Genomic DNA, 25,626 nt, shown 5'->3' on the forward strand with positions numbered 1-25,626 from the left:
ACCATCACATATAAATCTTCACGATAGCTAACGTCTATTTACTTATAAAAAATTAGAATTTGATTAACGTTTAAATCTACCAATCAGAAGTATCTTTGCCATAGAAATCAATTAATAATTTTAAAATTATAAAGACATGGCATTAGTAGGAAAACAATTTCCAGATTTAGACGTAAACGCAATGAATGATATGGGCGACACTTTTAAGGTGAACGTTCTAGAAGAAGCAAAAAACAATAACAAAAAAGTAGTATTATTCTGGTACCCAAAAGATTTCACTTTTGTTTGCCCAACAGAATTACACGCGTTTCAAGCAGCCTTAGGTGAATTTGAAAAAAGAAACACAATTGTAATCGGTGCGTCTTGTGATACTCCAGAAGTACACTTTGCATGGTTAAGTACGGCCAAAGACAATGGTGGAATTGAAGGGGTAACATACCCTATTCTAGCAGATTCTAACCGTAACTTAGCGTCAGCTTTAGGAATCTTAGATATTTTTAATGAAAAGTTTGATGAAGAAACAGGATTGGTAACGGTTGAAGGAGACAACGTAACCTTTAGAGCAACTTACATCATTGATGAAGAAGGAATCATCCAACACGAAAGCGTGAACAACATGCCATTGGGTAGAAACGTTAGTGAATATTTAAGAATTGTTGATGCCTTAACGCACGTACAAGAAAAAGGAGAAGTTTGTCCTGCAAACTGGGAAGAAGGACAAGATGCAATGCAAGCCAATGCTAAGGGTACTGCAGCTTATTTAGCAACGCACTAAAAACTCACTCTCATAACGAGCAAAGCGTGGCAATCTTAACCTTTTAAATAGATCGATGGCCACGCTAAGCTCACAATGACATATAAAAAATACCAAATTATGATACAAGAATTAGAACAAGATAATCTACAAGAATTAATTAATAGTAATGATACTGTTATCGTTCAGTATTCAGCAACATGGTGTGGCAATTGTAGAATAATGAAACCAAAATTCAAGAAATTAGCAACAGAGCATGAAGGCGCAACCTTTGTGATCGCTGATGCTGAAAAATTTCCTGAAAGTAGAAAATTAGCAACGGTAGATAATTTACCAACCTTTGCGACATTTAAGAATGGTGAATTTAAAAGCCAAGTACAAACAAATAAGTTCGATGTTTTAAAAGAACTTATTGACGAAGTAGCTTAATTTGTTTAACCTTTTAATAGATTCCTGCTTTCGCAGGAAATGCATATGAAACTACCCGTAATAAAACACCTAACGCAATTCATTGAAGACAATGATGAAGATTACATCATTGAAACCATTGAAACTTTAGAAGCGTTAACTGAAGTACCATCACTTAAAGATGAAGAGCTCGATGTTATTGGAGAATTAATCTCTAACATGTACGGCGCTATTGAAGTGAATAAAATGATTAAAGATGGAGCCCCTAAAAAAGAGGCCGTTAATAATTTTATGAAACGCGTCTTAGGATCTATTGATAAATAGTAAGCGCAAAGAACATCATAAAATCTCAAGTGAAAGCTTGAGATTTTTTAGTTTATAGAAACTGATGTTTTAATTGAAGCGCTATTTGATGACCTCTATAAATAGCTCCTTCCATATAACCTCCATAACTTGGGGACGTTTCAGAACCTGCAACAATAAATTTACCATTCAAATATGCCCTTTGAAAAATAGGATGGCCATTATTGGCATGCGGAGTTAAATACGTATCAGTTGCTGTACTCGTTAGTGGAGCTTGACTCCAAACCTTGTCTTCGTAAGACAAGTAGTTTTCACCATCGTCGCCAAAAAACTTTAAAAGCTGAGTTTTAACCCGTAATTCTCGCTGAGCTTTGGTTTCAGTAGCGAAGCTGCCATTCAAAAACCCCATGAGGGCAAACCTTTTATGTTCGATATCAGAATGATCGTAAATTTCCGTAAACGGACCAACATGACTAAAACCGGTGCCAGATAAGCCTTTCTTTTTCCAGAAGGGAGTGTTATAAACGACTGCAAATTTTATAGAAGCGCTCATCCAAGTATGGCAGTGGTTAGCCACTTCTACAAGATCTTTATCTAATGCCGTAGGAAAATCAATAGAATGCACTAAAAGCTGAGGCGGCAATGTAGACACCACACGATCGGCTATAAATTTAGAATGTGCCGTAATAACCTCAATGCTACTACCCTGCTCCTGAATGGTGTTTACAGTGGCATTCAGTAGGAGCTCATCTTCAGAAAAATGAGCCGCTAATTGCTCTAATAGCGCTGCCGTACCTCCTGCTATTCTATAACTGATGTCTTGATTTTCAGGAAGCTTAAAACGTTGCACGGTAGCATCAGCTGTGGCTTCAAACAAAGCCTCGCCAGCCATAGCTTGTTCAAATAAAGTTAGGTTTAACTCTTGGCACAACGCCATTAAATCCTTGTTATATTTCCAAAGCCAAGTGGCCCCTAATTCTACAGAGGTGTCATGGGTCTTTTTTGTAAAAATACGGCCACCAATGCGATCATTAGCTTCTAATATTTTAATCGTAAAACCGGCTCTTTTAAGCAGATATCCTAAATATAATCCCGAAAGCCCTGCTCCTATGATAACGATGCTTTTATTCATGCTACCAAAGATAGATAAGTTAACCGCAAACTGCCAATAATTTTTCTGAGTGAACCGACGGCAAGCTGAGGTGAAAATTAATAAATTTAAAGAGGCACTCAACTTTAACCCTAAACCATCAAAACAAGCTTTAGAAGCAGCACTTAGGTATTTAAAAATAGACTAAAAAGAGCTGTAAATCTTATTATTATAAATCATAAAACCACTTGGCGAAGGCTTAGTGGTTGCTGTGGTTGCTACCGTTTTATGCTTTAGGGTTTTACTAACACGGTTTACCGTAAACAGTATCATTTAGAGGGTTGTAAACTAGCGGTTGACGAAGCACAGCTGTACGTAACGTTACATATCGCTTTTTTTAGAAAGAGGATTAACTTTAGGACTCATGACTTTAAAGGTTGAAATCATTTACTATGACCTTCTTAGCTTGTAGGATGGGATAAAACACGATATAACCGTGCCATAACAACACTATAAGCATGACATAACCACGCTATAACCTGTACTTTATATATCTGCGTTTTGGACCTAAACACCGCCTAATGTTTGAATAGAAACACTTAATTAATGGTTGACTGGACGCTAGGATTTGCAGTAAGTAAATTTTCTATAAATACTATTACTACAAGTGTACCACACTACTAGTAATTTTTATAGATGAACCGACAACAAGCTTAAAAGCCATAAAACAAAAGACATCCTGTAATTAAACACCTACCCCCCTTTATAGCAGACCAAAACTATAGCATTGAAACTATTTAGCCCACGTTGTATAAAAAAAGCGGGTTTGATCTGTATAGGTTTTTGAATGTTATGCGTTGGCTATTACGGTTTACCGTAAATGATTTAGAATAGAAAGTTTTAACTTGGCTCTTGACGAAGCGTAGCTGTACGTAACTTTACGTATAGATTTTATTAGAAATACAATTAACTTCGTGGCTAATGACTTTAAATATTTAAAACACTTGTTATTACGTGATTAATTTGTGGGATATGAGTGATAGAAGTTATGATATAACGAGTTGTAGAAAATACAAACCGAGTAAATAAATGAGACCAAGAATACATTATACAATTTACTAAATGGGGAGAGATATTACATTATACCCGAAAAAGGCAAGTAAAAAAGAACTCAAAGATTATTTAGAAAATCTAGGATTTGTAAAGTGTGAACATTTATGGGAATGGTCAAAAGGAACGTTAAATTATTCTTGGTTTGAATTTGAAGATTTTAAATCAATTGTTGGAGTTTCTGCAGATATATATCCAGTCGAGAAAGAAGAAAAAGAGTATACTGATAACGATTGGGCATTACACGTAAGAAATGTATATAGCGCTAGTTGGCACGATGTTAAAATGCTTAATGATGTATTGAAGAATGCAAGAAAATTATTTGGAGGAGATATTTATGGTGACTATGGAAAAAACCGATACGCACCTCTATGGGAAGACGAAAGTACACCGTTAAGTAGAGGAATAAAAAGCATTTATGAACACGTTGACTCTAACATTCAAGCAGTAATTTATTCAATGCCTGAAGCATCAATAAAAATGCCTGAGAATACAAAAGAAAACACTCAAATGCTTGAATTATTAAGTTTGAATGACCCAAGCAGAGTTATATACAATGGTTTAGTTCCTTTTGCTGTTTCTATGTTTGAATATTTCTTTTCTCAATGTTTTAAAATTTTAATCAAATACGATGAAAACGCTATAAGTAAAAGAGAAAAATTTAATCAAAAAATTGACTTTCAAACTGCAATTGAACTTTCAAAAAATAATAAAACTATAGAAGAAGTTATTGCAAGTAATTATACATTTCAAAATCTAAATCAACTAAATAAAGCATATAAAGAATGGCTTAATATTGACGTAAGAAGTATTTTATATAAAAAAAAGAAAGTTGGTAATTCTATTAAATATCTTGAAAATCGAATAGCCGAAATAATACAATACCGACACGGAATTGTTCATCACTTTTCGTTGGACAGAACTTTAACAAAAGAAGGATATATAGATATTTTAAAGGCAATTGAAAAATCGATTGATGAAATAATCTTATTTATTGAAACAAAATATGATATTAAAATAAAGGAAGAAATATAAAAAAGTACTTTCTACAACACCGTATATAATCCATTGCTAGTACTAGCCTACTTACGAAAATCCTCGCAGATTTTCTATTCGGTTTTTATTTGCTAAATTACGTGCTAAACCACGCAACGTATCATATACAAACACGTTGCCCACAATTTAAGAAACATCGAGAAACAATAAAATATGGACTATTTTTCAAACGATAAAGTTAACGAAGATGACAGAAGAGATATAGCATTTCAACTTGTTAATGCATTGCGAGAAGTTGTTAGTATTTCTAGAAAATTGAACCAACCGATTTCTTACGAACAAACAATTGATTTAGTGCAGGATTTGAATCCAGAAATGTACGAATCGATTACGGTATTGCTGGACAGAAAAAATGAAAGTGATTGGGTTAAGTACTACAAAGAATTAGCAGATGTTCAATCAACACCTGAAAAAGAAGTAAATCCAGTAGACTTAATCGAAAAAGACCTGAAAGACTTGGATAGCCTTGCTTTAAATGAGGACAACAAGAGATTTCTAAAAAAACGCATTAGAGACTATAAAAGTGCTATTGAATATTTTCAACCAAGAAAAATATCAGAACATAAAATCTTAAATAGAGATACATATTTAGCAGACAGAGAAGACTTAAAATTAAAGCATAAAATCTATGAAAGAGAGGAATTTGTTGATTACAAATTAGATAGTAATAATGTTCTTCGTTTAAGGCTTCTACATCCAGATAATGCAGAAAATATTATCGGTGCTGATTTAATCTACGAACATTTAGATACGAAAAGTGGACAAATTCGATTTTTGCATATGCAGTACAAAACTTGGAACAATAAAAGTTTGAATTTTAAAGCTGGTAGTTTAAGTGCTCAAATAGAAAAGATGAGTAAAAATTTGTGTCAAGCAGGTTATTGTAGCAACGAAAAAGGCAAAAAGAATATTAAAGGGTATAGACTTCCTTATTGTTGTGCTTTTCTGCGTCCGACAAGTAAATTGCAAAGTTCAGATAGTAAAATGGTAAGTACTGGATTACACGTTCCAATCTGCGAAGTAAAGAAGATTATGGAAACGGAAAAATCACTTAACAAAAAGAACGTTAGCGGAAAAAATGTTTCATACAAGATTTTTGACGAACTTTTTAATGCAAGAATGATTGGCTCAAGATGGTTGACTTATGAAGAGCATACGAACTTTTATAAAGAACGAAATTTGTTAGATGTTGACCATATAATTAGGTTACACGCTCAAGAAATCATCGTATAAAAACTGTGAGCAACAACGTATACATCTCATAGCTAGTTAGATGATTAATCAAAGTTAAGGCGTATTTGGAAAGTCTCCAAATTTTTAAATTTGACGATTTCCAATAAAAAGATAAATAGTAAAATTTAAAAATCTGGCTTGTGCTTAATCCTAAAATAATTTTCTAATTTATACGCTACGAGCCATATAAAAGAACGTTGTAGCTAATTAACATCAACCAAATTAATGACAAGTAAATTAAATACAAATCTAGGATTTTCTAGAAATCCATTTTCAAAATTTTCTGCTGAGGAAGAAATGGAATTCCATAATGAAATTTTTTATGAACCAGCTTTCTATCAAACCTTATTGGATGATTTAAAATCTGGTACTAGTAGATTTATTTTAGGTCAAAGAGGACATGGAAAATCTTCAATTATTCATAAATTAAAAACAGATTTAGAAAAAGAACAAGTTCTAACCATTATTATAGATCGCTTTGATGAAATATCATTAACTGATAATAAGATTGAATTGTTGAATTTAATTTTACAAGAATTTGTAACTAAATATGTTCTTTTTTTGGATAAAAATAAAGTTTATTTAAAAAAGTTAAATCAAGAAGATAAAGAAGCTCTTTGTTTATTAATTAAACTTTTCTTTCAATCTCTAACTAAGACAGAATACGAAACTAGATTTGATAATATAAAAAGTATAAAAACAAAAAATTGGTTTATTAATTTATATAATAAAATTGTTAAACCAACTAATTCATTAATTGGTGCAGGTGTTTTAATTACATCAAAACTAATTGCAGAGTCTTTAAATCTTAACAATTTCGAAACGAATACTGCTTATACTGAATATTTATCTGAGATGGATAATATCAATATTTCAGCAAATTTACAAGAACAAGAACTAAAAAAGAGTAAACGACATCTTAAAGAACTTTTGAATAGATTGAATTCAATCACAAAAAAAACATATTATAAATCTTCTGTAGTTCTGTTTGATAAAGTTGATGAATTTCAAGATTTAAATCAAGAAATAAGCAAAATAGCAAGTTTCACGGAAGATATTTTAACAGACACTGAACTACTATTACAAAATGACATTGCAATAGCGTTTAGTTTATGGTCAGAAGTAAAACCTACTCTATCTAAAAAAGTTCGTTTTGATAAATTTAAAGAAATAGATATTAGTTGGAGAAAAAGTGATATGGAGCCATTAATTGATAAACGGATTTTACATTTTTCAGGAAATACAAGAAGTTTTTCAAGTCTTTTTTCAATCATAGCTGACAAAGAAAACGTTATTAATATGTCAAATAAATCACCAAGAGATTTAATTTCATGCTTATCTGACATATACGATTATCAAACTTCTAATAGTAATTCTACAACTTTTGATACTGAATCTGTATCTAAAGGTTTAATAAAATTTTCTAATAGATATGATTACTTATCTATGTATCCATCAAGAACAGGTAAAAATAAAGATGTCATTAGTATGATAAATTTAATATTGAGAACAAGAAAAATTTATATTACCATCTTAGATTTAAACACCACTTTTAATCAAAAAACAAGATGGAGTACAGCAAAATTGGAATCCATGGTAAAATACAAATTATTAGAAGAAGACTCTAAATTAGGTCCAAATAACGAAAAAATTTATAAAGTTTTAGATCCAAAATTAATACACCTAATAAAAAGAGGTTTAACAAGTTTAGAAAATAACTAGCCCTAACACCGTATATAATTTATTGCTAGTCCTAGCTTACTTACGAAAACCCTCATCTTTTTTCTATTTGGTTTGAAATTGTAAAATCAAGTGTTATCGCGAGCTATTATTTTCAATCGAAACCATTCAACTAAAAACTAATTAAACAACCAAACAATATGAAATTAGAGAAAATTTTAGATAAACTCGGTTCCATTGAAAAGAACTCATTCATTAAGATAATCGATAATATCATATCTAAAAATCCAAAAAACGCAAAAGACATCCAGAAAATTTTAAGTTCTTCAGATAAAGGCTTAAAGTCTGTGGATAATCAAAATATTTCTAGAATTTTTGAACTTACGTCTGGTGAGTTTCAAGAACACATTAAATGTGAGTTTCAGGAAATAACGTCTCAATTAGATATTTTAATTGATATTATAATTCGTGATGGCAACTGTATAATGAAACAAGATTGGTTTTCACGTTTGTACGAAAAAGAAATAAAACACCTGAATAGCAGAATTAAAAATCTCAGTACTGATTCTACTAATGATAAGTCAGAATTGAGTGAGACTAAAAAAAGAGATTATAAAATTTACAAGGCTTGTTTACATACAGCCTATCATAACGATATTGAAAACAATAGGGATGCAAAAATATCCTCTGATGAATTATCAATAATACTAACACTTTCAAAACAATTAGGACTTTCCCAAGAAGAAATTAAACTGATTAATTACTCTATTTTACCTGCCAAAACAATAGACATTCAAGAGGTCATTAAAGGACTAAAAAATATAGGGATCATTTTCTTTTCAAATAAAGAGAATACCATCTATGTTGCAGACGAAATGGTTAGAATGTTACGTAGAGTAAGAGAGAAAGAAGTTGCAGAAAAATTTTACCGTAGAACGTTAAAGCTTTTAAGAGAGCCCATAATCAACCAGATTGCGAGAGCACATAATAGGGATAGAAAATTATCTTATGCTCAAAAAATAGAAGAAATTATAAAAGAAGGGGTTTCATTTACAAACTTGCTTTTAGAAGACATCTACAAACCAGGAAGTACATTGACAGAAAAAAAGAAAACCCTAAACGAGCTCTGTGAAAAAGGTTTAAACATTTCGAATCTAAAAGGAAGCGTTTTAGAGGATAAGATTAATAGCCTTATAGAACATTTTGAAAATGTTGAACGCGATGAAAAGGTTGGAATATCTTTAGATGGTTTTGACAAATTATTAACTGAATTAAACCTATCGCTTCCCAAATTAAATAAGCAAATAAAAGAGCAGTTTGAGCTGCAAGAAGAGTTTGTATTAAAAGCAGATTTTCTACTCGATTACAATATTAAACCCAGAGATATATTAGATTTAATCGTAAAAACAGACTTAACCAAATTTATAAAGGACAATGCTATAAAGCAAAGAGGCGATGATATTTTAAATATTTTAGAACATTATAAAGATGTCGAAAATTTATATTTAGAAAACTTTGAAAATGTGGCTTATAGAAACTTAAACTTATTAAAAGAAAATGGTATTACTATTAAAGAAAGTGAACTCGGAATTAAATTCGAGGAATTAACTAAGGTAATATTTACAGGTTTAGGATTCAACGTTGATGATGAATTTAAAAACAACCTGAATACAAAAAAGGATATGATTGATATTCTTTTAAATTTGGATAACAATGAAGTAATAATTGTAGAATGTAAAACGAATAAAGAAAGAGGGTATAATAAATTCAGTACCGTTTCAAGACAGTTGAAATCTTATCAAAATTTAGCCTTAAAAAATGATTTACGCATTGTAAAAATATTACTTATTGCACCAGAGTTTAGTGATGATTTTGTTACAGATTGCGAAATGGACACAGAAATGAATTTATCATTAATTACCGCCTCTACGTTATTAAACATTCTAGAAGCTTTTAAAAATTCGAAATACACGGCATTTCCACACGTTTTATTCCGAGATATAATAATAAACGAGGAACGCATAATTAAAGCATTGAGTAAGTAAGAGGAAAAACCAGTGGCTAACACCGCATATAATTTAGGGCTAGCCCTCCCCTACTTAAGCAAAGCCACACAGATGCCCTATTCCATTTTAAGCGACTAAAGTAGCCGATTAATCACCTAGAGACCTATAGGCAACACGTCCTATCCTGGGGACAACGTGAAGACATAAAAATCAAGTTTTCTGCCATTGATCCTAACGTTTATCGTTAAAGTTAAATAGCGAATAAAGCAAAAAGAGCTGAAGCCAGAAAACATGTAACGCTTATCTACCCTAAACGCTCAAAACAAGCTTTAGATGAGGCATTAATCGACTTAAAAATGGACTGGAAAGTGCCGTAAAATTCATAGTTATAAGATATGAATACAAAACCACTTGGCGATGGCGTGGTGGTTTTTGTGGTTGATATCCATTTATACTTTAGATTTTTGCTAGTACCGTTTACCGTAAACGATATCATTTTGAAGGTGTTAACTTAGCTATTGACGAAGTGCAGCTGTACGTAACATTATGTATGGATTTTTTTAGAAATAGCATTAACTTTGGGACTCCTGACTTTAGATCTTTAAAAACACTTGCTATTACGTGGTTAATTTGTGGGGTATGAGTGATAAAAATTATGATAAAACTAGTTACCCAACATTTAAACCTGAAACCTTTAAAAATATTTATGAATCAATTTCTTACTCATTATAAAATTCAATTTAATAATATATTGATTCTTTTTCTATGTATATTTTTTCTTCAATGCAAGAACCAAAATAAATCAATAAAAGAAACTATTGAGACAAAAAAAATTAGACAAGACTCATTAATAGAAAAATATGTAACTAATTGTGCTAAAACCTATAATTATAGATTTGAAATGCAAGAATGGCAAAACTGCTTGAATCAAGGATTAAAAATTGATAGTACGGTAGCTTATTTTTGGCAACAAAAAGCTATGCCATATTTTAAAGCAAAAAAATATGAAGTAGGTATGGAATACTTAAATAAAGCAGTAATGTATAATTCAGAAAGATGGTTAAGTTATCGTGCTTTTATCAAGTGTATATTTTCTAAAACATATAAAGATGCTATTAAAGATTTTGAAAAATGCATCGAAACCGAAGGTAATTCTTATGTTATGGACCACACTTATAAATTTCATATTGCTTTATGTAATTTACAACTAAATAAATATAAAAAAGCAGAGGAAATTTTTAAAATAGATATTGAAGAACAAGAGGAAGAATGGGGAGAAGCACATTTTATAGATTTGTTTTATTATGGTATTAGTAAATATGAACAAAATAAATGGGAAGAAGCCATTGCTATATTCGATAAATCTTTATCCTCATACCCTAATTTTTCTGATGTAGAATATTACAAATCCATTTGCTTATTACGTTTAAATAAAATTGAAGAATTTAGAACGTTATATGCAAAGGCAAAATTAGATGGAGAAATGGGAAACACAATATCTGAAGATAATTCTAAATACGAAACATATCCATACCAAGTAAGATGGTAAAAAAACACGTTTTCATTTTATAGAAATATTTAAATAATAAAAAACGTTGGGTAACACCGTATATAATTTATTGCTGGCTTTTTGCTTACTTACGAAAGTCCTCGCGGACTTTCTTGGTCGATAATTATTTGCTAAATTAGTTGCTTAACCACGCAACTAACCATATACAATTCCGTTAGCTTTAATATGAAAGACGCAATCGAACAGAATAAAATCAATTGGAAAAGGATATTGATATTTTTCATTATTGCTACTGCTATATCCAATATTTTCAGATTTGACATTTTCGAACTCAAATCACAATTAGAACAATTACCAACTTGGCTTTTTATACTGACTGTGGTTTTTCTTGAAGGTAGTGGAGTAATTATTGGTGCGTTAATAGTTATTCCTTTTTTGAAAAAGAACAGAAAAGCAGAGATAACACTTTTTGGAACATCAAAATCGAAAAGTATAATAATGGCAATTATTCCAATTATTATTTTGACGGTAATTGGAGTGAAAAATAAATTTGAACTCTAATCACATTTTTATGGGCTTATAGCTATAATTGGAACTTTACTCTATTGTATAATGGAAGAATATGGTTGGAGAGGTTATTTGCAAGAAGAATTAAAAACATTAAAACCTTGGAAAAAATATCTATTAATTGGAACTATATGGTATTTATGGCATTTGACATTTTTAACGAAAGCCACAGTTGGAGAAAATCTTTTCTTTTTTGGAATGATGATAATCGGAAGTTGGGGAATCGGACAAGTAGCTGAATTGACTAAATCTATTATTGCGAGTGCTTGTTTTCATTTGATAATTCAAATAATGATGTTCAATCCTTTAATAAAAAATGGAATTAACGGAACTGAAAAGTTAATCATTTTAATAATTTCAGTTGGAATTTGGATTCTAATAATGAAAAAGTGGAAGAAAGAAAATACTATTGCCAACACCGTGTATAATTAATTGCTAGGTTCTAGCCTACTTGCGAAAATCCTAAACGATTCCCTATACGATTTTTATTTACTAAATTAGGTGCTTAAATACACAACACCCGAGCGTAGCGAACAGACGAAGTAAACCACATACAACAAATTCACACACAAGCTGATGACAGAAATATTTACAACAAAAAAACTAGAAAAGTTAATAAAAAAAAGAATTGAAAATAAAACTCTGAATGTTGAAAATATTTTCGGTAAATGGAATGCTTCTGTATTATATATTGCAAGAAAAAAATGTTTAATTTTTATTAATTCTAAAAGTTTCTATTCTGTTATAATTCCGAGATTTTCGACGACTGAACTAGATAAACTTCATTTATTCTTCCTTGAAAATTTTTACGCACAATTAGATTTTGAAAAAATTAAGACTGATGCAGAATTTCTTGTTGATAATATTGGAGAGTTAAAATTCTACGCGACTGATAACGATAAAAAAATGACAGGAATCATCAACTATAATATTTCAAAGATAGACTACCTTAAATATGACTATGAGGCTATTAATTCTACTGTGATTAGAGAATTAACAGAGAAATTGAATTTGACACCTTTTAAACAGTTGAATTGGAATCTACCGAAACAAGTAATGAGTGAAATTATAGAAAAAGCTAGTGTGTAACACGGTATATAAATTATGGCTAGTTCTGGTCTACTTATAAAAATCCTTACGGATTTTCTATCTATGATTTATTTACTGAAAAGTTAATTACAGATAACGATTTTTTGTTGACGTCAAACAACGAAAAAAGAAGTAAAACCAATTGTCCATATTGCCAAACAGGACATTTAGTAATTAGACAAAATTCATATAAGAAAAATCAGTTTCTAGGCTGCTCACATTACCCAAGTTGTGATCAAATATGTAACAACATAGACATTTTAGAAAACACGTTTCTATGTTCAGGTTGCAAAAGTGGTTTCATGGTAAAAAGAAGTGGACGATTTGGAAAATTTCTAGGGTGCATAAATTATCCGAAGTGTAAAAACACGATATAATTACAATGATACATACCAAACACGCAATATTACAATGCGTTATAAGCCTTAGCCTACTTACGCAAATCCATACAGATTTAATTTTTCGTTTTTATTTGCTAAACTCCGTGCTTAACTACATCACACCCGAGCGCATCGAACAGACGAAGTCAAGCATATAAAAACACATTGGGGTGCATTAAAGTAACATTTCAGACAATCAAAATTCATCTTTCTAGCTACCAGCAACTTATATAAAATAACATGTGAATGAGGAAATCCGTAAGGAATTCTTCAAGAAAAATATTTTATTTACAAAGTTGGGAATTAGCCGAAAAGCCAATGATAACCTGAAGTAGGCAATTAATAATTACATTACAAATGAAGAGTTTAAAAATTACGATTGGCTTATTTAGCACATTATTATTAGCATCTTGCGGAAGTACAATCGAGAGTGACGCTCAGAAACTTGCCGACTTAATGTGTAAATCACAAAAGATGACGCAACAAATTCAATCGGGAGAATTAGATGCGTCTGATGCAAATAAAAGTGCTGCATTTGCCATGGAAGCTGCCAAATTGCAAGAAGAAATTGAGGGTAAGTATTCTTCAAAAGAAGAACTGAAAGAATTTGAAAATGCAGTTTTAAAAGCAATGAAAAATTGCGAATAAATCATTGAATCGAATTAAAAATTAGCGTAATTCATATTATGAATAATGAATTACGTTAATTTTTATATTATCAAATTTATTATTAAAAAAAATTATGTTACAAATCGAATATTATTTGAGACAAATGCGAGCGCAGAAAAACGACACACAACAATATACTGTGGCAAAAAAAAATTAAAACACGCAGCACATCCTTTGGAAGAATAAACTAACAACATACAAAGTATATAATTTAGGAAAAATACTAGCCTACTCACAACGTCTTTAGTCTTAGTAGCCGTTATGGCACTTTTTACAGCATGCTATGATGATGATATTGAAAGTAGCGATACGGATACTACAAGAGGAACAGACACCTATACCTGTATTTTGGTAGTGGACCAAACAGGGCAAGGTGTAGATATAATTAATCATAATGGTGACGAAATATTTAGTTGGGACTTTGATGCCGCAATAGGAAATGATGCCAGTCTACTAGATGACGGTAGTATGTTGGTATGTCTAAAAGTCTACGATGCTGCCATTACCTTTGAAGGGTATGGTGGTGTATTTCAAAAAATAAATGCCGACCAAACAACAGATTGGGAGGTGTCTTATAGCACCACCCCACAAACAGCTCATCATGATGTAGATTACTTATCTAATAGAAATATAATATTCCCGGTATGGGAACAACTTCTGGTAAGTGATATACGCTTATTGCAGAAGGTAGAGACGGCACCGTTTAGGAAGTTTCCGATAGCGGTGAAGTATTATGGAAATATGCCGGATACAATACCCTCTGGAGAGTCTAAACCATACCTGTAGATGACGGGGTGCTGGTAATGTAAATTCCGAACAACGCACTCAACACTTTCCATATATTAAAAAACAATTTTCATTTTTTTTGTAACAATTTTTTGTTTCCAATACTTACCTAACGAATTAAAAAAAAAACAAAATAATGAAACATCTTAAATCAATTATCGCAATATTAGTATTTACATTAACTTTTAGTTTTTCTCAAGCTCAAAATAAAGTAAATTTGGAAAATTCTGTGTTGTGGAAAATAGAACATTCAGAACTGAAAGAACCTTCTTATGTTTTAGGAACTTTACATGTGATGTGTAAAGACGACTTTGAAATTTCTAAAAAAATAACTCAAACTCTTCAGAATGTTGATGCATTAGTTTTAGAAATAAATTTATCTGATCCAAAAGAGATAAAAGCAATGCAAGAATTAATGAAAAATCCAAAGAAAATATCTCAGGAGCTATCTGAACAACAATTCGAAGAACTAGATACGCTTGTAACGAATGTAATGGGTGTACCTTTATCAAATTTTGACTCATATGGGCTATCTATTCTAAATACCATAATGATTCAAAAAATGCTACCCTGTAAAGAAATAAAATCTTTAGAAATGGAGCTTATGACATTAGCGACAGAAAAGCAAAAGTCAATTTATAGTTTAGAAAACGTTGCAGAACAGATGGAAATAATGAGAACGGCTTATCCGACAGACTTTGCGTTAAAACAAATACTGTTATTTGAATCTTATAAAAAAGATTTTGGTGAAGCCATAATCGCCTATAATAATGAAGATATTACAACTGCAGTAGATTTAGTTTCTAAAGATATTTATATGGACGAGAATGCCACAACTATTATGCAAATAAACCGAAATAAGAATTGGGTAGAAAAAATGCCAGAAATGATGACCGAAAGAAGTAATTTATTTGCTGTTGGCGCCGCTCATTTAACCCACGATTATGGCATAATTCATCTTTTAAGACAAAAAGGGTATACTGTGACACCAGTATTTAATTAGACGGAAATTTATGCAATTAACGGAACAAGAATTTTTAACTGCAATCAATACTCATAAAGGGATTCTTTATAAAGTATCTAGAATGTACTTTGATAATACTGAAGACCAGCAAGATTTATTTCAAGAAATCATTCTGCAATTATGGAAATCGCTAAGGACATTTAAAGGGAATAGTGCCTTTTCTTCTTGGATGTACAGAGTGGCATTAAACACGGCAATTGTATACTTTAAAAAAGAAAAAAGAAAACCAGACAACTATAATTCTAAAAAAATTGATCCTATTGCACATGAAGATTATAATAATGAAAAAGACCAACAGTTAGCTTGTTTTTATAAAGCGGTAAAAGAATTAAATAAAATTGAAAAAGCATTAATCCTTCAATTTATTGATGGTTTATCTGGAAAAGAAATAGCCGATAATTTAGGCCTTTCAGAAGTTAATGTTAGAGTAAAAATAAATAGAACAAAAAGTAAATTACAAGAAATAATAAAAAATCAAGGATATGAATTTTGAAAATATTAAACAAAAAATGAATTCCGAAAGTATGGATGGCAGTAAAATTCCAGTAAGTATGAAAGATATAGAAACTAGCAAGATGCCTATCCAAAAAGTAAGGAAGAGTATGAAAAGTGAAATTATCACACAACTCGTTTTAATTGTAATCTTTTTTGCCGTCCCAAGTTTTCTGGAAATGCATCGATTACCAAAAACTGTTTACTACATATTTATGTTCATAACCAGTCTTATTACTTTGGGGTATTTAGCAAAAATGAGTTGGTTTTTAACCAAATATATCAGTTTAAACAATAATAGTAAAGAAACTGTAGTAGCCTTTATTTATGACCTCAAATTAACACTAGAAGTATATAAGACCGCAATAATTTCAGGGAGCCTGTTACTTCCACTAGCTATGGCGAGCATATTTCTTGGTTCGGTAAAAATTGATGAGAAAGTATATAATGATTTAATCCTATTAAATATGGCAAATACAACACTTATTCTTTATATTTTTGGATATATAGTAATAGCTATACTTATATATTTAATGACAGTATCTTGGTCTAATAAATTGTACGGTGTGCATATTAAAAATCTTGAAAAAATCTTGAAAGAATTTGATGTTGAATAATAAAACACACCAACAACCCGTGTATAATTAATGGCTAGGTTCTTCCCTACTTGCGAAAATTCCTGCAGAGTCTTCACGGGTTCGTAAGTGTTTATTAAATTAGTTGCTAAACCACGCAACACCCGAGCGCAGCGAACAGACGAAGTAAACTATACACAAACGCGTTGTGCATAATTATGACCCTGAATTTTCCTGAAATAGGTTGACTAAAAATTAAACCGTTAATTACAGTCATTTATGAAAACACAAAATAAACACTGGCGAAAAAAAGTTATCAAAAAGCAACTTTAGAAACCAAACTTTTAGTCGTTAACCAAATATTTAGCAGTCAACTATCTAACATCCAATTTTCTAAAGAATATAACATTCCCAGAACAACTATCTCCTGTTGGTTAAGTACATACAGAATCTTAGTACAACAAAATACAGATATGAATAAAAACGATGAACTGCGAAGCTCATCACAAATACCTTTAAAAATAGAAAATAATGAATCCATTAAAAAGTTAAAGGAAAAGATTGAAGAACTTGAGTTTCAAAAAGATTTTCAACAAGACATTACTACTGATATGCAACTCATTACAGGTGTCGATATGTCAAAAAAAGCGTTACGCAAAACAGTAGCAAAAGAGATAGAGCAAAAGAAAAGACAGCGTATAAAATAAAATGGCTCTATGGATGTTTTATTCATGTAATTTATACTATTTTTTATAAGAATTCATGCATCTGCTACGCTTAAGTGGGATATCTAAATAAACCTGCTACAAAAGACTAAAAACGCAACAGGAAAAGTAATCTATTCTCAAAAAATGATTAAGGACTACCGTAAAAAAAATAGGCTCTAAAACTGGTAGAATTAAACGACATACAGAACTTAAAGCTAATTTTAATGAGGCTAATATTAAGATTGGTAGAGACAAGATTTACGGCGGCTTCTTTACAATTTACCAATCTTTAAACGTAAAAAGCAGGTCACAACAACCAACGGTAATTGTTTGAGATCTTAAAATTAAAGCATTTTACACGAATTGAGTAGGTATTTGGGCTATTTAAGTAAAGTAAAATGACCTGGTATACTTATTTTTGATATATATTTATAACCCCACTAATATCATGACGAAACAACTACATTACTTTACACCTTGAGCTTTTATTGGCTGAGGTAGTTTTCAATTAAAGGTACAAAACGAAACTTTTTTGCAGAACCTACCGACTCGCTTTTGCCCCCATAATGCACCCTGAACAATACAATGAATAACTGCAATTTACGACAGACAAGCTAAATTAGGATTATAAAGCCTTTTGGAGAGGTCGAACACCACAAAAAATAGTAATATGAACATTTTTAATACAGGAATTTATAGTGTTGAATTGAAAATTAAAGCACAAAATCAAGGGCTTATTTTTTAAGTAGAAACATTAACATCTGTGAATTAATAGTAAAAAATTAACAAAAAAACATTTGCCATAATTTGCTATAGTATGACTCAAATTTAATTTATTTACACTCGGAAGAATAAATCATTTAAAGAACAACCATTCAATAATCACGTTATGACCATAAGGCGATCATTCTGAATAATTATATTAAAACAATTCCCATATGCATTATCAAAACAGAACAAACCAGTTCACTTATTTTTCGATCATTTTATTACTTTTCTCAACCGTTTATAGCTGTAAAAACCAAGAGGGTAAAACATCATTAGAATCTGAAACCAAACCAATTTCAAAAATAGAAGCACCTGAAGGCATGGTATGGGTTGAAACAAAAACCTTTTTACAAGGAGCAAAAGATGCGGATCAATATGCTATGCCTAGAGAAAAACCGGCGCATTGGGTTACTGTTGATGGTTTTTTTATAGATATTACTGAAGTTACTAATAAGCAATTTAAGGCGTTTGTAGAGGCTACAAATTATATAACCATAGCAGAGCGTGAGATTGATTGGGAAGAAATTAAAAAAGAATTACCCCCCAACACACCAAAACCACATGATTCTATTCTACAGCCCGGAAGCTTAATTTTCAATAAAAGTGTAAATGCTGTGGTAAACATGGAGAACTATGGCCAATGGTGGACTTGGAGAACAGGAGCGAATTGGAGGCATCCTGATGGACCAAACTCTACGATTGAAGGTCAAGATGATTACCCTGTAGTCCATGTGGCCTACCAAGATGCTATAGCCTATTGTGAATGGGCTAATAGACGTTTACCAACTGAAGCAGAGTGGGAATCTGCGGCCCAAGGTAAAAATACAAATACCATATTTACCTGGGGCAATGATGCTGCAAAATTAGATGCGAATGCGAATACGTGGCAGGGGGTGTTTCCTACAAATAATGAGTCTCAAGATGGTTTTGAATTTATTTCTCCAGTAAAATCGTATCCTGCAAATAGTATTGGGTTATATGATATGGCTGGAAATGTATGGGAAATGACCAGTGATTTTTTTAATGTAAAATATTATAGTGAGTTAGATACGTCTCAACCTATTGTAAATCCTAAAGGCCCTGATACACATTTCAATCCTAATAATCCGTATCAAGTAGAACACGTGATGAAAGGTGGCTCTTTTTTATGCCACGCCTCGTATTGTGCAAGTTTTAGAATTTCAGCTAAAATGGGGGTTTCAGTAGATTCAGGATCCGATCATATGGGCTTTAGAACAGTTGCAACATCAAAGATGCTAGCATCTAAAGAATAACACACTTTACTCACATGAATAACTAAAAAAAGGGAACGCTGGCGTTCCCTTTTTTTAGTTCATAAAACGATTTACAATAACAATTGTTCTGTAAAACGTAATCTATAGAATGGTTAGTCTATCAAAGAAAAGTCTGTTGATACTCTAGTTACTTTAATATAAAACGCTCCCCAATCTTCATCTTTAGCGGTTGTAAACCATGCACTCATATCGGTTTCTCCTTCAGTAAAATTACCTTTGAAACTTATGACTTTTGCATCTTTTTCTACAGTCTTAGTTTGTTCCCAAGCTCCAATTTTTACGCCACCAGATTTAAAATTCATCGTTCTACCTTCTGCAATTGCTTCTGTAGAAATGGTACCTTCTTTGCCTTCTAAAGCCGCATTAATGGCTAAATTAGATTCAAAAGGCCATCTACTCAATTCAATCGTATAAGTTCCTGACTGTTCAAAGGCTACGGTAAATTCACCTCCAACAGGATTCTTTTGCGCTTCCCTAATATAATTCTGATTCCACGGAATTTTAGAATCGTGTACGTGTGTATCATGACAGGTTAATTCTATAGGATTTTGTTGATCTGACCCCAAAACAATAATAGGAAACTGATTAAACTCTGTAGAAACAGAACTCCACCATTCGTTATAATAGCCTCGCATTTGTTCTACTTTTTCAGGAAACTGTGCAGCTAAGTCATTGTCTTGACCTGGATCTTTAGAAATATCATATAATTCTTTACCATTCACCAATCGCATTTTATCTGACATCACGGCACTTTTTCTCCATTTTATAGGACTTTGCACACGCTGAGAATCGGTAATAAGATAATCTCTACCAATGGTTTCTTCAGTGCCTAATATCAATGAAGAAATATCTGAGCCATCCATTTCTTTTTGTCCTTCAGGCAATTCTAAATTACACAAGGTCGCTAAGGTGGGCAAAATATCTAAATGCGCGGTTAAATCGGTAACATCTCTACCGCCTTCAACCTGCTTTCCAGGGTACGATATAAAAAATGGCACGCGGTGTCCACCTTCATATTCACTATTTTTAGTGCCTTTCATGCCTGCATTAAAACCGTGTTTTTTACCTCCTACTGTTTTATAGCCTGAAGCCGTTCCGTTATCCGTCATAAAAATAACGATCGTATTATCTGCTATTTTTAAGTCTTCCAATTTGTTTTGAAGTTTTGCAACGTTGTCATCTACATTGGTAATCATTCCATAAAATATCTTTTGAAACTCAGGAATGTCTAAATCTTTATATTGATTATAATAAGCTTCCGGAACGTTATAAGGAAGGTGCGGTGCATTTGCAGAAATATAGGCGAAAAATGGTTCGTCCTTTTTATCTTCAATATATTTTATAGCTTCATCAAACCAAACATCGGTGCAATAGCCCTCAAACTTTGTAGGTACTCCATTTTTAAAATAGGTATCATCAAAATAATCATTATCCCAATAATCTGGTGTCTGACCTACGCCTCCTCCACCATGCGTAATGGTGTATTTAAAACCTTTATCTTGTGGTCTAGAAGGATAGGTGTCTCCTAAGTGCCATTTACCAAACATAGCGGTTTCGTAACCATTTTCTTGAAACACGTCAGCCATAGTAACTTCATCCTCCCTTAAAATAGATACACCACCGATGGTATGCCAAACCCCAACTCTATTCGCATAGCGTCCGGTCATTAAACCCGATCTTGAAGGCGCGCAGGTTGGCCCCACATGAAAATCTGTTAATCGTACAGATTCGTCATGAAATTGGTCTAAAGCAGGCGTTTTAACCAAGGTGTTACCGTGAGCTCCTAAATCCCCATAACCTTGGTCGTCTGTAATAATAACAATCACATTAGGTTGTTTTGCTTTTTTCGTTGTTGCTGTTTTTTGGGATTGGGATGTACATGACAAAGCAAATCCCATAAGTGCCATTAATACAATTATTTTTTTATTCATTTTAATTCTATTTTTTAAAAGTAGATGATGTCTATTCATTTGTACAAAACCGTTTTTATCTATTGGGGCAATTCTTTTTTCCAATCCATCCATAAGCTTTTAAGCTCACTTACAAGTTGCTCGTTATTTTCTGCGACATTAGTTTTTTCAAACGGGTCTTTAGAAATATTATAGAGTTCTTCTTTATTAATGGCGTCATTAAATAAGAGTTTCCAATCGCCATTTCTTACGGCTCCTTCTGCCCAATGATCTGTTTTTACTTTTGGAAAACGCCATTCCCAAAATAAAGGTTTGGTGCGTTCAAAACTTTTATTCTCTAAGATTGATGTTATATTCTCTCCATCAATACTATAGTCTTTTGGTAGCGCTGTTTCTGCTAAGCTAGCAAAGGTTGGCAATAAATCTACTGTAGACAATACACTTGTCGAATCTACCTTATTCTCTTCCACATGATTTTTCCATTTTACAATAAAAGGCACCACAACGCCACCTTGAAGAATATCTACTTTTCGACCTCTTAGACCTGCTGTGGAACCTGCTTCTTTAGAAGGTCCCCATCCTGCAGGACCATTATCACTAGAAAAAATAATTAAGGTATTATCATCTAATCCCATTTCTGAAATGGACTCCAATAAGCGTCCAATATGAAAATCAGCATCTTTCAAAACCGCATAATAGGTTTCCTTACTTGGTGATAAGCCTTTAAAATCTTTGCGTTGCTCCTCTGAAGGCCATAATGGTGTGTGCGGATCTTTTAGCCAAAGGTTAACAAACATGGGTTGTTTGCCTTTATTATCCTTTATAAAATCAATCGTTTCATCTACAGCTATTCGACTTGAACTTTGTACCCATAAGGTATCCGTATCCATAAATCGTGTGGTTGGCCATTTTTGATCTCCTTTCCATGTTGGTCCGTTTCCATTCCAAACTCTAGCTTCATCATAACCGTAAGTTTTAGGTTCTGGTGCTGAAGGATCTCCATGAGGTTGACCACCACCTCCTAAATGCCATTTTCCAAAATGTGCGGTTTTATACCCTGCTTTTTGTAGGGTTTGAGGTAAATAAACGGGTAAGGAATCATTTAAATAATTCGGCATGTTACGTCTGGCATTGACTTCATTTCCTGCAAAATGGGCATGAACGCGATGTCTCGCTGGAAAATGACCTGTGATCACCGAAGATCGACTTGGTGAACAAACACCACTAGTCACATGGAACTGTGTAAACCGTGTCCCTTCAGCTGCCATTTTATCAATGTTTGGAGTCACGACTTCCGTGTTTCCATAAACACCTAAATCACCATAACCCCAATCATCTGCAAAAATAAAAATGATGTTTGGCCTTGAATCTTCTATTATGGTACCTTCTTTCTCTGCTACAATTTCTTTTTTAGTGTTGTTGCAAGAAAGCATCGTCATAACTACGACACCTAACACAATGTTTTTTAATGGGTTTATGCGCATTATAAAATTAATTTTTAAACGTTTCTGTTTTCTGTTCATTGTGCAAGTCTGTGGCCAGCTCCTTGACCTTCTCTGGGAATTGACTTGCTAAATTTGTGGTTTGACCAATATCGTCTTTAAGATTGAAGAGCTGTACAGTATCCTTAGCCGTTTTAAAACGTTGTCCTTCAACAAACCATTCTGGTATTCTGGCGTGATAGCCATCTTTATTATTGATATACAGCCAATCTCCTTTTCTAACGGCATATTTGGATGTAAATGTATTATGAATAATATTCGCTCTTACAACCTTTTTATTTTCTTCCAACCACAACTTAGAAAAATTATAACTGTCGTGTTGAAAACCTTTTGGTAAATCACTATTTGTAATAGATGCTAAGGTATTTAGAATATCAATTTGACTAAATAACTGAGAACTTGTAGTCCCTGGTTTTATTTTATTTGGCCATTTTACAATAAACGGTACATGGTGGCCTCCTTCGTAAACATCTCTTTTTACTCCTCTAAATGGATGAGAACTATCGTGATTGTAGTTTTTAATACGATCGTAAGCATAACGCTCTGAGCCATTATCTGATGTAAAAATGACAATGGTATTGTCATCTGCACCAATGGATTTTAAAGCTTTTAAAACCTGACCTATAGCATCATCTGTTTGATATACAAAATCGCCATAAGGACCTGCTTTACTTTTTCCTCTAAATGCTTCGTTTGGAATTATTGGTGCATGTGGAGACGGAAAAGGCAGATATAAAAAGAACGGTTTTTCCGCTTTTTTTTGTTTTTTAATAAAGCTGACTGCAGACTTTGTAACCGTAGGTAAAACGTTATAAAAATCCCAACCTTTAACTGCTGGCCCTGGTCTTAGCTCCCAGTTGCCTTCTAAAGCAAAATCTTCCTTTGGGTGTTCTAGCGTTATTGTTGGTGCTTCTGTAACCTTATCATTTTCAATCCAAGTATAGGGTGGAAAATTGATAGTACCATCGCCAAAATAAGAATCAAAGCCTATGGATAACGGGCCATTAGGAATAGGTTGATCCCAGTCGTAAGCCTGAGCTGGCCAAATTTCGACATCCCTCTTTCCGTGTTTCGCTTGTATTTTTTCAGTAACCTCTTTTTTTCTGATGGATTCCCAGTTCCAACCCAAATGCCATTTCCCAATAGCTGCGGTGTGATAACCGTTATTTTTAAGAATCCGAGGTAAAGTCACCTGATTTTCTTTAAAAACAGATTCGCCCATGGCATGTACGATATCGTTAAAATCTCTCCAATGATAGCGACCAGATAATAAGGCGTACCGACTTGGGGTACAAACCCCCGAAGAACTATGAGCATCTGTCATGAGCAGCCCTTCTCTAGCGAGTTGATCTAAATTAGGTGTTGGGATTTTAGATTGTGGATTTTGAATCGCCAAATCACCATACCCCATATCATCGGCGTAAAATATAATGATGTTGGGTTTATTGACCTTCTCCGTTCGTTTTGTTTGTTGTTGCCAAGATGTTAAACACATCAGTATGAAAACATAACAGTAGGTACTAATCTTCATGGTTTTTTTACTTTATTTATGGTTTTTCATGCTTTCCAATCAATGGTAGCTTTCTTGTTTTCTAAATCGACCCAAACACGGGCATGTTCATAATCTCGTGTTAAAATCCATGCATTGACTTGCATCTCGTTCAAAGGCTTCCCTAATGGTTTATCAAATTCTGGATACCATAAAAGTGATCCCATACTTAAGCGATACCCCCAATTATAGATAATATACGAATGTTTTTGTGCACCAGCTAAAAAAGAAGCCAACGCAAAAGTTAGGTGTTCTTTAGAAATTTCCGCTTTTTCTTTATCAGATTTAGCCATAAACCCTTTGTTTACCCATGCATTTTCTGGCCAAGTCTTAAACACTACAATTTTTCCGCTCTTACCTGCTTTTTCCATCTCTTGAATATCTTGAAGCATACTCTCTTTTGTTTTGCTATTAAAATATCCAAAATGCTCAATCATAATGGCATCTGTAGAATCCGGAAAATCATTACCACTATTTCTAACAGGTGTTGAACGTATACCGTTATAAACGATTAATTTTTCTTCACCAATTTTAGCTCTAGTTTCTTTAATTAAATCTTTTAACCCTTGTTGTATGGCATCAAATTTTTCAGTTCCCCATAAGCGTTTATTACCTGGATTTGTAACCTGAACCAAGGCATCAAAGAAAACACCATCAATGTTATCATTCTTTAAATTGTCTAACGCAATATCAGACCACCAATCTCTAAGTTCGGAATTAGATAAATCATAGCGCTTTAATTTATCATCTTTTAAATCTAGTTCCCCTGTTTTTGTTTTAAGCCACCAATCTGATTTTGTTTGATAATCTTCATGCGCTTCATACATATTATAATCTAAAAAAGCATTCCAATAGAATACCACTTTCATGTCTGGATTTAAATCTTTTAACACTTTTGCATCAGCTGCAATAGCTTCTTCTGAATATTTGTATTTTGGAAAACCATGTGCCTTTTCTAATACTGTGAAGTTAGAATGAGAGGCTACAAATTTTGCTTCAGATTTTGTTAAAAGGTTTCCTTTTTTACCAAAATGAAAAGCTACAGGAACTTTGTCCCAACTAAACTTTGGATAATGCTTATCGCTTTGTGAAAAGGCTGCTTGTAATAGAAACAAACTGAATAAAAATAAACTTTTATGCAAAAAGGTTAACTTCATGATGCT

Annotated in this window: 24 protein-coding genes; 19 read left to right on the forward strand and 5 right to left on the reverse strand. The window is 32.5% G+C overall.

What is annotated here, in order from left to right; genetic code table 11:
* The first annotated feature begins 136 nt into the window (after positions 1-136).
* The 3 genes from HM985_RS08775 (at position 137) to HM985_RS08785 (ending at position 1,486) form a co-directional block, all read left to right on the forward strand.
* Entirely contained in the window at positions 137-775 is a 639-nt protein-coding gene (locus HM985_RS08775) for a peroxiredoxin (protein WP_179375895.1), read from the forward strand.
* Between the two features lie 99 nt (positions 776-874).
* The gene (locus HM985_RS08780; protein ID WP_179375896.1) at positions 875-1,183 is read left to right on the forward strand and encodes a thioredoxin family protein; all 309 of its coding nucleotides are present in this window, start codon (positions 875-877) and stop codon (positions 1,181-1,183) included.
* Positions 1,184-1,228: 45 nt separating this feature from the next.
* Positions 1,229-1,486 carry a DUF6952 family protein gene (locus HM985_RS08785; protein ID WP_179375897.1) on the forward strand — a complete coding sequence of 86 codons (258 nt, stop codon included), beginning with the start codon at positions 1,229-1,231 and terminating at the stop codon, positions 1,484-1,486.
* Between the two features lie 52 nt (positions 1,487-1,538).
* Here HM985_RS08785 and HM985_RS08790 read toward each other — a convergent pair whose 3' ends face one another.
* Positions 1,539-2,597, reverse strand: a complete 1,059-nt coding sequence (locus HM985_RS08790) for a flavin monoamine oxidase family protein (RefSeq protein WP_179375898.1) — start codon at positions 2,595-2,597, stop codon at positions 1,539-1,541.
* Positions 2,598-3,677: 1,080 nt separating this feature from the next.
* On the opposite strand from HM985_RS08790, the gene HM985_RS08795 reads away from it, so the two are divergent.
* The 16 genes from HM985_RS08795 (at position 3,678) to HM985_RS08865 (ending at position 19,481) form a co-directional block, all read left to right on the forward strand.
* Entirely contained in the window at positions 3,678-4,700 is a 1,023-nt protein-coding gene (locus HM985_RS08795; protein ID WP_179375899.1) for a HEPN domain-containing protein, read from the forward strand.
* 174 nt (positions 4,701-4,874) lie between these two features.
* Positions 4,875-5,954: a hypothetical protein gene (locus HM985_RS08800; RefSeq protein ID WP_179375900.1), complete on the forward strand. Its 1,080-nt coding sequence runs from the start codon at positions 4,875-4,877 to the stop codon at positions 5,952-5,954.
* Positions 5,955-6,179: 225 nt separating this feature from the next.
* Positions 6,180-7,676, forward strand: coding sequence for a P-loop ATPase, Sll1717 family (locus tag HM985_RS08805; RefSeq protein ID WP_179375901.1), 1,497 nt, complete (start codon positions 6,180-6,182; stop codon positions 7,674-7,676).
* A 158-nt stretch (positions 7,677-7,834) separates the two neighbouring features.
* Complete coding sequence (locus HM985_RS08810; RefSeq protein WP_179375902.1) at positions 7,835-9,679, forward strand: hypothetical protein; 1,845 nt, start codon at positions 7,835-7,837, stop codon at positions 9,677-9,679.
* Between the two features lie 616 nt (positions 9,680-10,295).
* On the forward strand, positions 10,296-11,189 hold the full coding sequence (locus tag HM985_RS08815) for a tetratricopeptide repeat protein (RefSeq protein ID WP_246284982.1): 894 nt from the start codon (positions 10,296-10,298) through the stop codon (positions 11,187-11,189).
* A 186-nt stretch (positions 11,190-11,375) separates the two neighbouring features.
* On the forward strand, positions 11,376-11,711 hold the full coding sequence (locus tag HM985_RS17250; protein ID WP_246284983.1) for a hypothetical protein: 336 nt from the start codon (positions 11,376-11,378) through the stop codon (positions 11,709-11,711).
* 27 nt (positions 11,712-11,738) lie between these two features.
* Positions 11,739-12,149 (forward strand): CPBP family intramembrane glutamic endopeptidase, encoded by a 411-nt coding sequence (locus tag HM985_RS17255; protein ID WP_317167132.1) that lies wholly within the window; start codon positions 11,739-11,741, stop codon positions 12,147-12,149.
* A 144-nt stretch (positions 12,150-12,293) separates the two neighbouring features.
* A complete protein-coding gene (locus HM985_RS08825) occupies positions 12,294-12,806 on the forward strand; it encodes a DUF6933 domain-containing protein (protein WP_179375903.1) in 513 nt (170 codons plus the stop codon).
* Between the two features lie 107 nt (positions 12,807-12,913).
* On the forward strand, positions 12,914-13,183 hold the full coding sequence (locus tag HM985_RS17440) for a topoisomerase DNA-binding C4 zinc finger domain-containing protein (RefSeq protein WP_179375904.1): 270 nt from the start codon (positions 12,914-12,916) through the stop codon (positions 13,181-13,183).
* A gap of 360 nt (positions 13,184-13,543) precedes the next feature.
* Entirely contained in the window at positions 13,544-13,834 is a 291-nt protein-coding gene (locus HM985_RS08835; RefSeq protein ID WP_179375905.1) for a hypothetical protein, read from the forward strand.
* A 282-nt stretch (positions 13,835-14,116) separates the two neighbouring features.
* Positions 14,117-14,641: a hypothetical protein gene (locus HM985_RS08840; RefSeq protein ID WP_179375906.1), complete on the forward strand. Its 525-nt coding sequence runs from the start codon at positions 14,117-14,119 to the stop codon at positions 14,639-14,641.
* Between the two features lie 136 nt (positions 14,642-14,777).
* Entirely contained in the window at positions 14,778-15,644 is an 867-nt protein-coding gene (locus HM985_RS08845) for a TraB/GumN family protein (RefSeq protein WP_179375907.1), read from the forward strand.
* Between the two features lie 10 nt (positions 15,645-15,654).
* On the forward strand, positions 15,655-16,158 hold the full coding sequence (locus HM985_RS08850; RefSeq protein WP_179375908.1) for an RNA polymerase sigma factor: 504 nt from the start codon (positions 15,655-15,657) through the stop codon (positions 16,156-16,158).
* A gap of 16 nt (positions 16,159-16,174) precedes the next feature.
* Positions 16,175-16,774: a hypothetical protein gene (locus HM985_RS08855; protein ID WP_179375909.1), complete on the forward strand. Its 600-nt coding sequence runs from the start codon at positions 16,175-16,177 to the stop codon at positions 16,772-16,774.
* A 431-nt stretch (positions 16,775-17,205) separates the two neighbouring features.
* Positions 17,206-17,439: a hypothetical protein gene (locus HM985_RS17260; RefSeq protein ID WP_246284985.1), complete on the forward strand. Its 234-nt coding sequence runs from the start codon at positions 17,206-17,208 to the stop codon at positions 17,437-17,439.
* Between the two features lie 938 nt (positions 17,440-18,377).
* Positions 18,378-19,481 carry a formylglycine-generating enzyme family protein gene (locus HM985_RS08865; RefSeq protein ID WP_179375910.1) on the forward strand — a complete coding sequence of 368 codons (1,104 nt, stop codon included), beginning with the start codon at positions 18,378-18,380 and terminating at the stop codon, positions 19,479-19,481.
* A gap of 113 nt (positions 19,482-19,594) precedes the next feature.
* On the opposite strand, the gene HM985_RS08870 is transcribed toward HM985_RS08865, so the two are convergent.
* From HM985_RS08870 to HM985_RS08885, 4 genes are read right to left on the reverse strand one after another with little or no spacing between them, the layout of a single operon-like run.
* Positions 19,595-21,433, reverse strand: coding sequence for an arylsulfatase (locus tag HM985_RS08870; protein ID WP_179375911.1), 1,839 nt, complete (start codon positions 21,431-21,433; stop codon positions 19,595-19,597).
* Positions 21,434-21,492: 59 nt separating this feature from the next.
* Positions 21,493-22,896 carry a sulfatase family protein gene (locus HM985_RS08875; protein WP_179375912.1) on the reverse strand — a complete coding sequence of 468 codons (1,404 nt, stop codon included), beginning with the start codon at positions 22,894-22,896 and terminating at the stop codon, positions 21,493-21,495.
* A 7-nt stretch (positions 22,897-22,903) separates the two neighbouring features.
* On the reverse strand, positions 22,904-24,445 hold the full coding sequence (locus HM985_RS08880) for a sulfatase family protein (protein WP_179375913.1): 1,542 nt from the start codon (positions 24,443-24,445) through the stop codon (positions 22,904-22,906).
* 26 nt (positions 24,446-24,471) lie between these two features.
* The gene (locus HM985_RS08885) at positions 24,472-25,620 is read right to left on the reverse strand and encodes a putative glycoside hydrolase (RefSeq protein ID WP_179375914.1); all 1,149 of its coding nucleotides are present in this window, start codon (positions 25,618-25,620) and stop codon (positions 24,472-24,474) included.
* Between the last annotated feature and the right edge of the window lie 6 nt (positions 25,621-25,626).

The organism is Winogradskyella wichelsiae (assembly GCF_013403925.1).
GTDB lineage: Bacteria > Bacteroidota > Bacteroidia > Flavobacteriales > Flavobacteriaceae > Winogradskyella > Winogradskyella wichelsiae.

Bases quoted from the DNA above. Each gene is read 5' to 3' on its own strand.
- HM985_RS08775 (WP_179375895.1), top strand. From the start codon at position 137: ATGGCATTAGTAGGAAAACAATTTCCAGATTTAGACGTAAACGCAATG.
- HM985_RS08780 (WP_179375896.1), top strand. From the start codon at position 875: ATGATACAAGAATTAGAACAAGATAATCTACAAGAATTAATTAATAGT.
- HM985_RS08785 (WP_179375897.1), top strand. From the start codon at position 1,229: ATGAAACTACCCGTAATAAAACACCTAACGCAATTCATTGAAGACAAT.
- HM985_RS08790 (WP_179375898.1), bottom strand. From the start codon at position 2,597: ATGAATAAAAGCATCGTTATCATAGGAGCAGGGCTTTCGGGATTATAT.
- HM985_RS08795 (WP_179375899.1), top strand. From the start codon at position 3,678: ATGGGGAGAGATATTACATTATACCCGAAAAAGGCAAGTAAAAAAGAA.
- HM985_RS08800 (WP_179375900.1), top strand. From the start codon at position 4,875: ATGGACTATTTTTCAAACGATAAAGTTAACGAAGATGACAGAAGAGAT.
- HM985_RS08805 (WP_179375901.1), top strand. From the start codon at position 6,180: ATGACAAGTAAATTAAATACAAATCTAGGATTTTCTAGAAATCCATTT.
- HM985_RS08810 (WP_179375902.1), top strand. From the start codon at position 7,835: ATGAAATTAGAGAAAATTTTAGATAAACTCGGTTCCATTGAAAAGAAC.
- HM985_RS08815 (WP_246284982.1), top strand. From the start codon at position 10,296: ATGATAAAACTAGTTACCCAACATTTAAACCTGAAACCTTTAAAAATA.
- HM985_RS17250 (WP_246284983.1), top strand. From the start codon at position 11,376: ATGAAAGACGCAATCGAACAGAATAAAATCAATTGGAAAAGGATATTG.
- HM985_RS08825 (WP_179375903.1), top strand. From the start codon at position 12,294: ATGACAGAAATATTTACAACAAAAAAACTAGAAAAGTTAATAAAAAAA.
- HM985_RS08835 (WP_179375905.1), top strand. From the start codon at position 13,544: ATGAAGAGTTTAAAAATTACGATTGGCTTATTTAGCACATTATTATTA.
- HM985_RS08840 (WP_179375906.1), top strand. From the start codon at position 14,117: ATGGCACTTTTTACAGCATGCTATGATGATGATATTGAAAGTAGCGAT.
- HM985_RS08845 (WP_179375907.1), top strand. From the start codon at position 14,778: ATGAAACATCTTAAATCAATTATCGCAATATTAGTATTTACATTAACT.
- HM985_RS08850 (WP_179375908.1), top strand. From the start codon at position 15,655: ATGCAATTAACGGAACAAGAATTTTTAACTGCAATCAATACTCATAAA.
- HM985_RS08855 (WP_179375909.1), top strand. From the start codon at position 16,175: ATGAATTCCGAAAGTATGGATGGCAGTAAAATTCCAGTAAGTATGAAA.
- HM985_RS17260 (WP_246284985.1), top strand. From the start codon at position 17,206: ATGAATAAAAACGATGAACTGCGAAGCTCATCACAAATACCTTTAAAA.
- HM985_RS08865 (WP_179375910.1), top strand. From the start codon at position 18,378: ATGCATTATCAAAACAGAACAAACCAGTTCACTTATTTTTCGATCATT.
- HM985_RS08870 (WP_179375911.1), bottom strand. From the start codon at position 21,433: ATGAATAAAAAAATAATTGTATTAATGGCACTTATGGGATTTGCTTTG.
- HM985_RS08875 (WP_179375912.1), bottom strand. From the start codon at position 22,896: ATGCGCATAAACCCATTAAAAAACATTGTGTTAGGTGTCGTAGTTATG.
- HM985_RS08880 (WP_179375913.1), bottom strand. From the start codon at position 24,445: ATGAAGATTAGTACCTACTGTTATGTTTTCATACTGATGTGTTTAACA.
- HM985_RS08885 (WP_179375914.1), bottom strand. From the start codon at position 25,620: ATGAAGTTAACCTTTTTGCATAAAAGTTTATTTTTATTCAGTTTGTTT.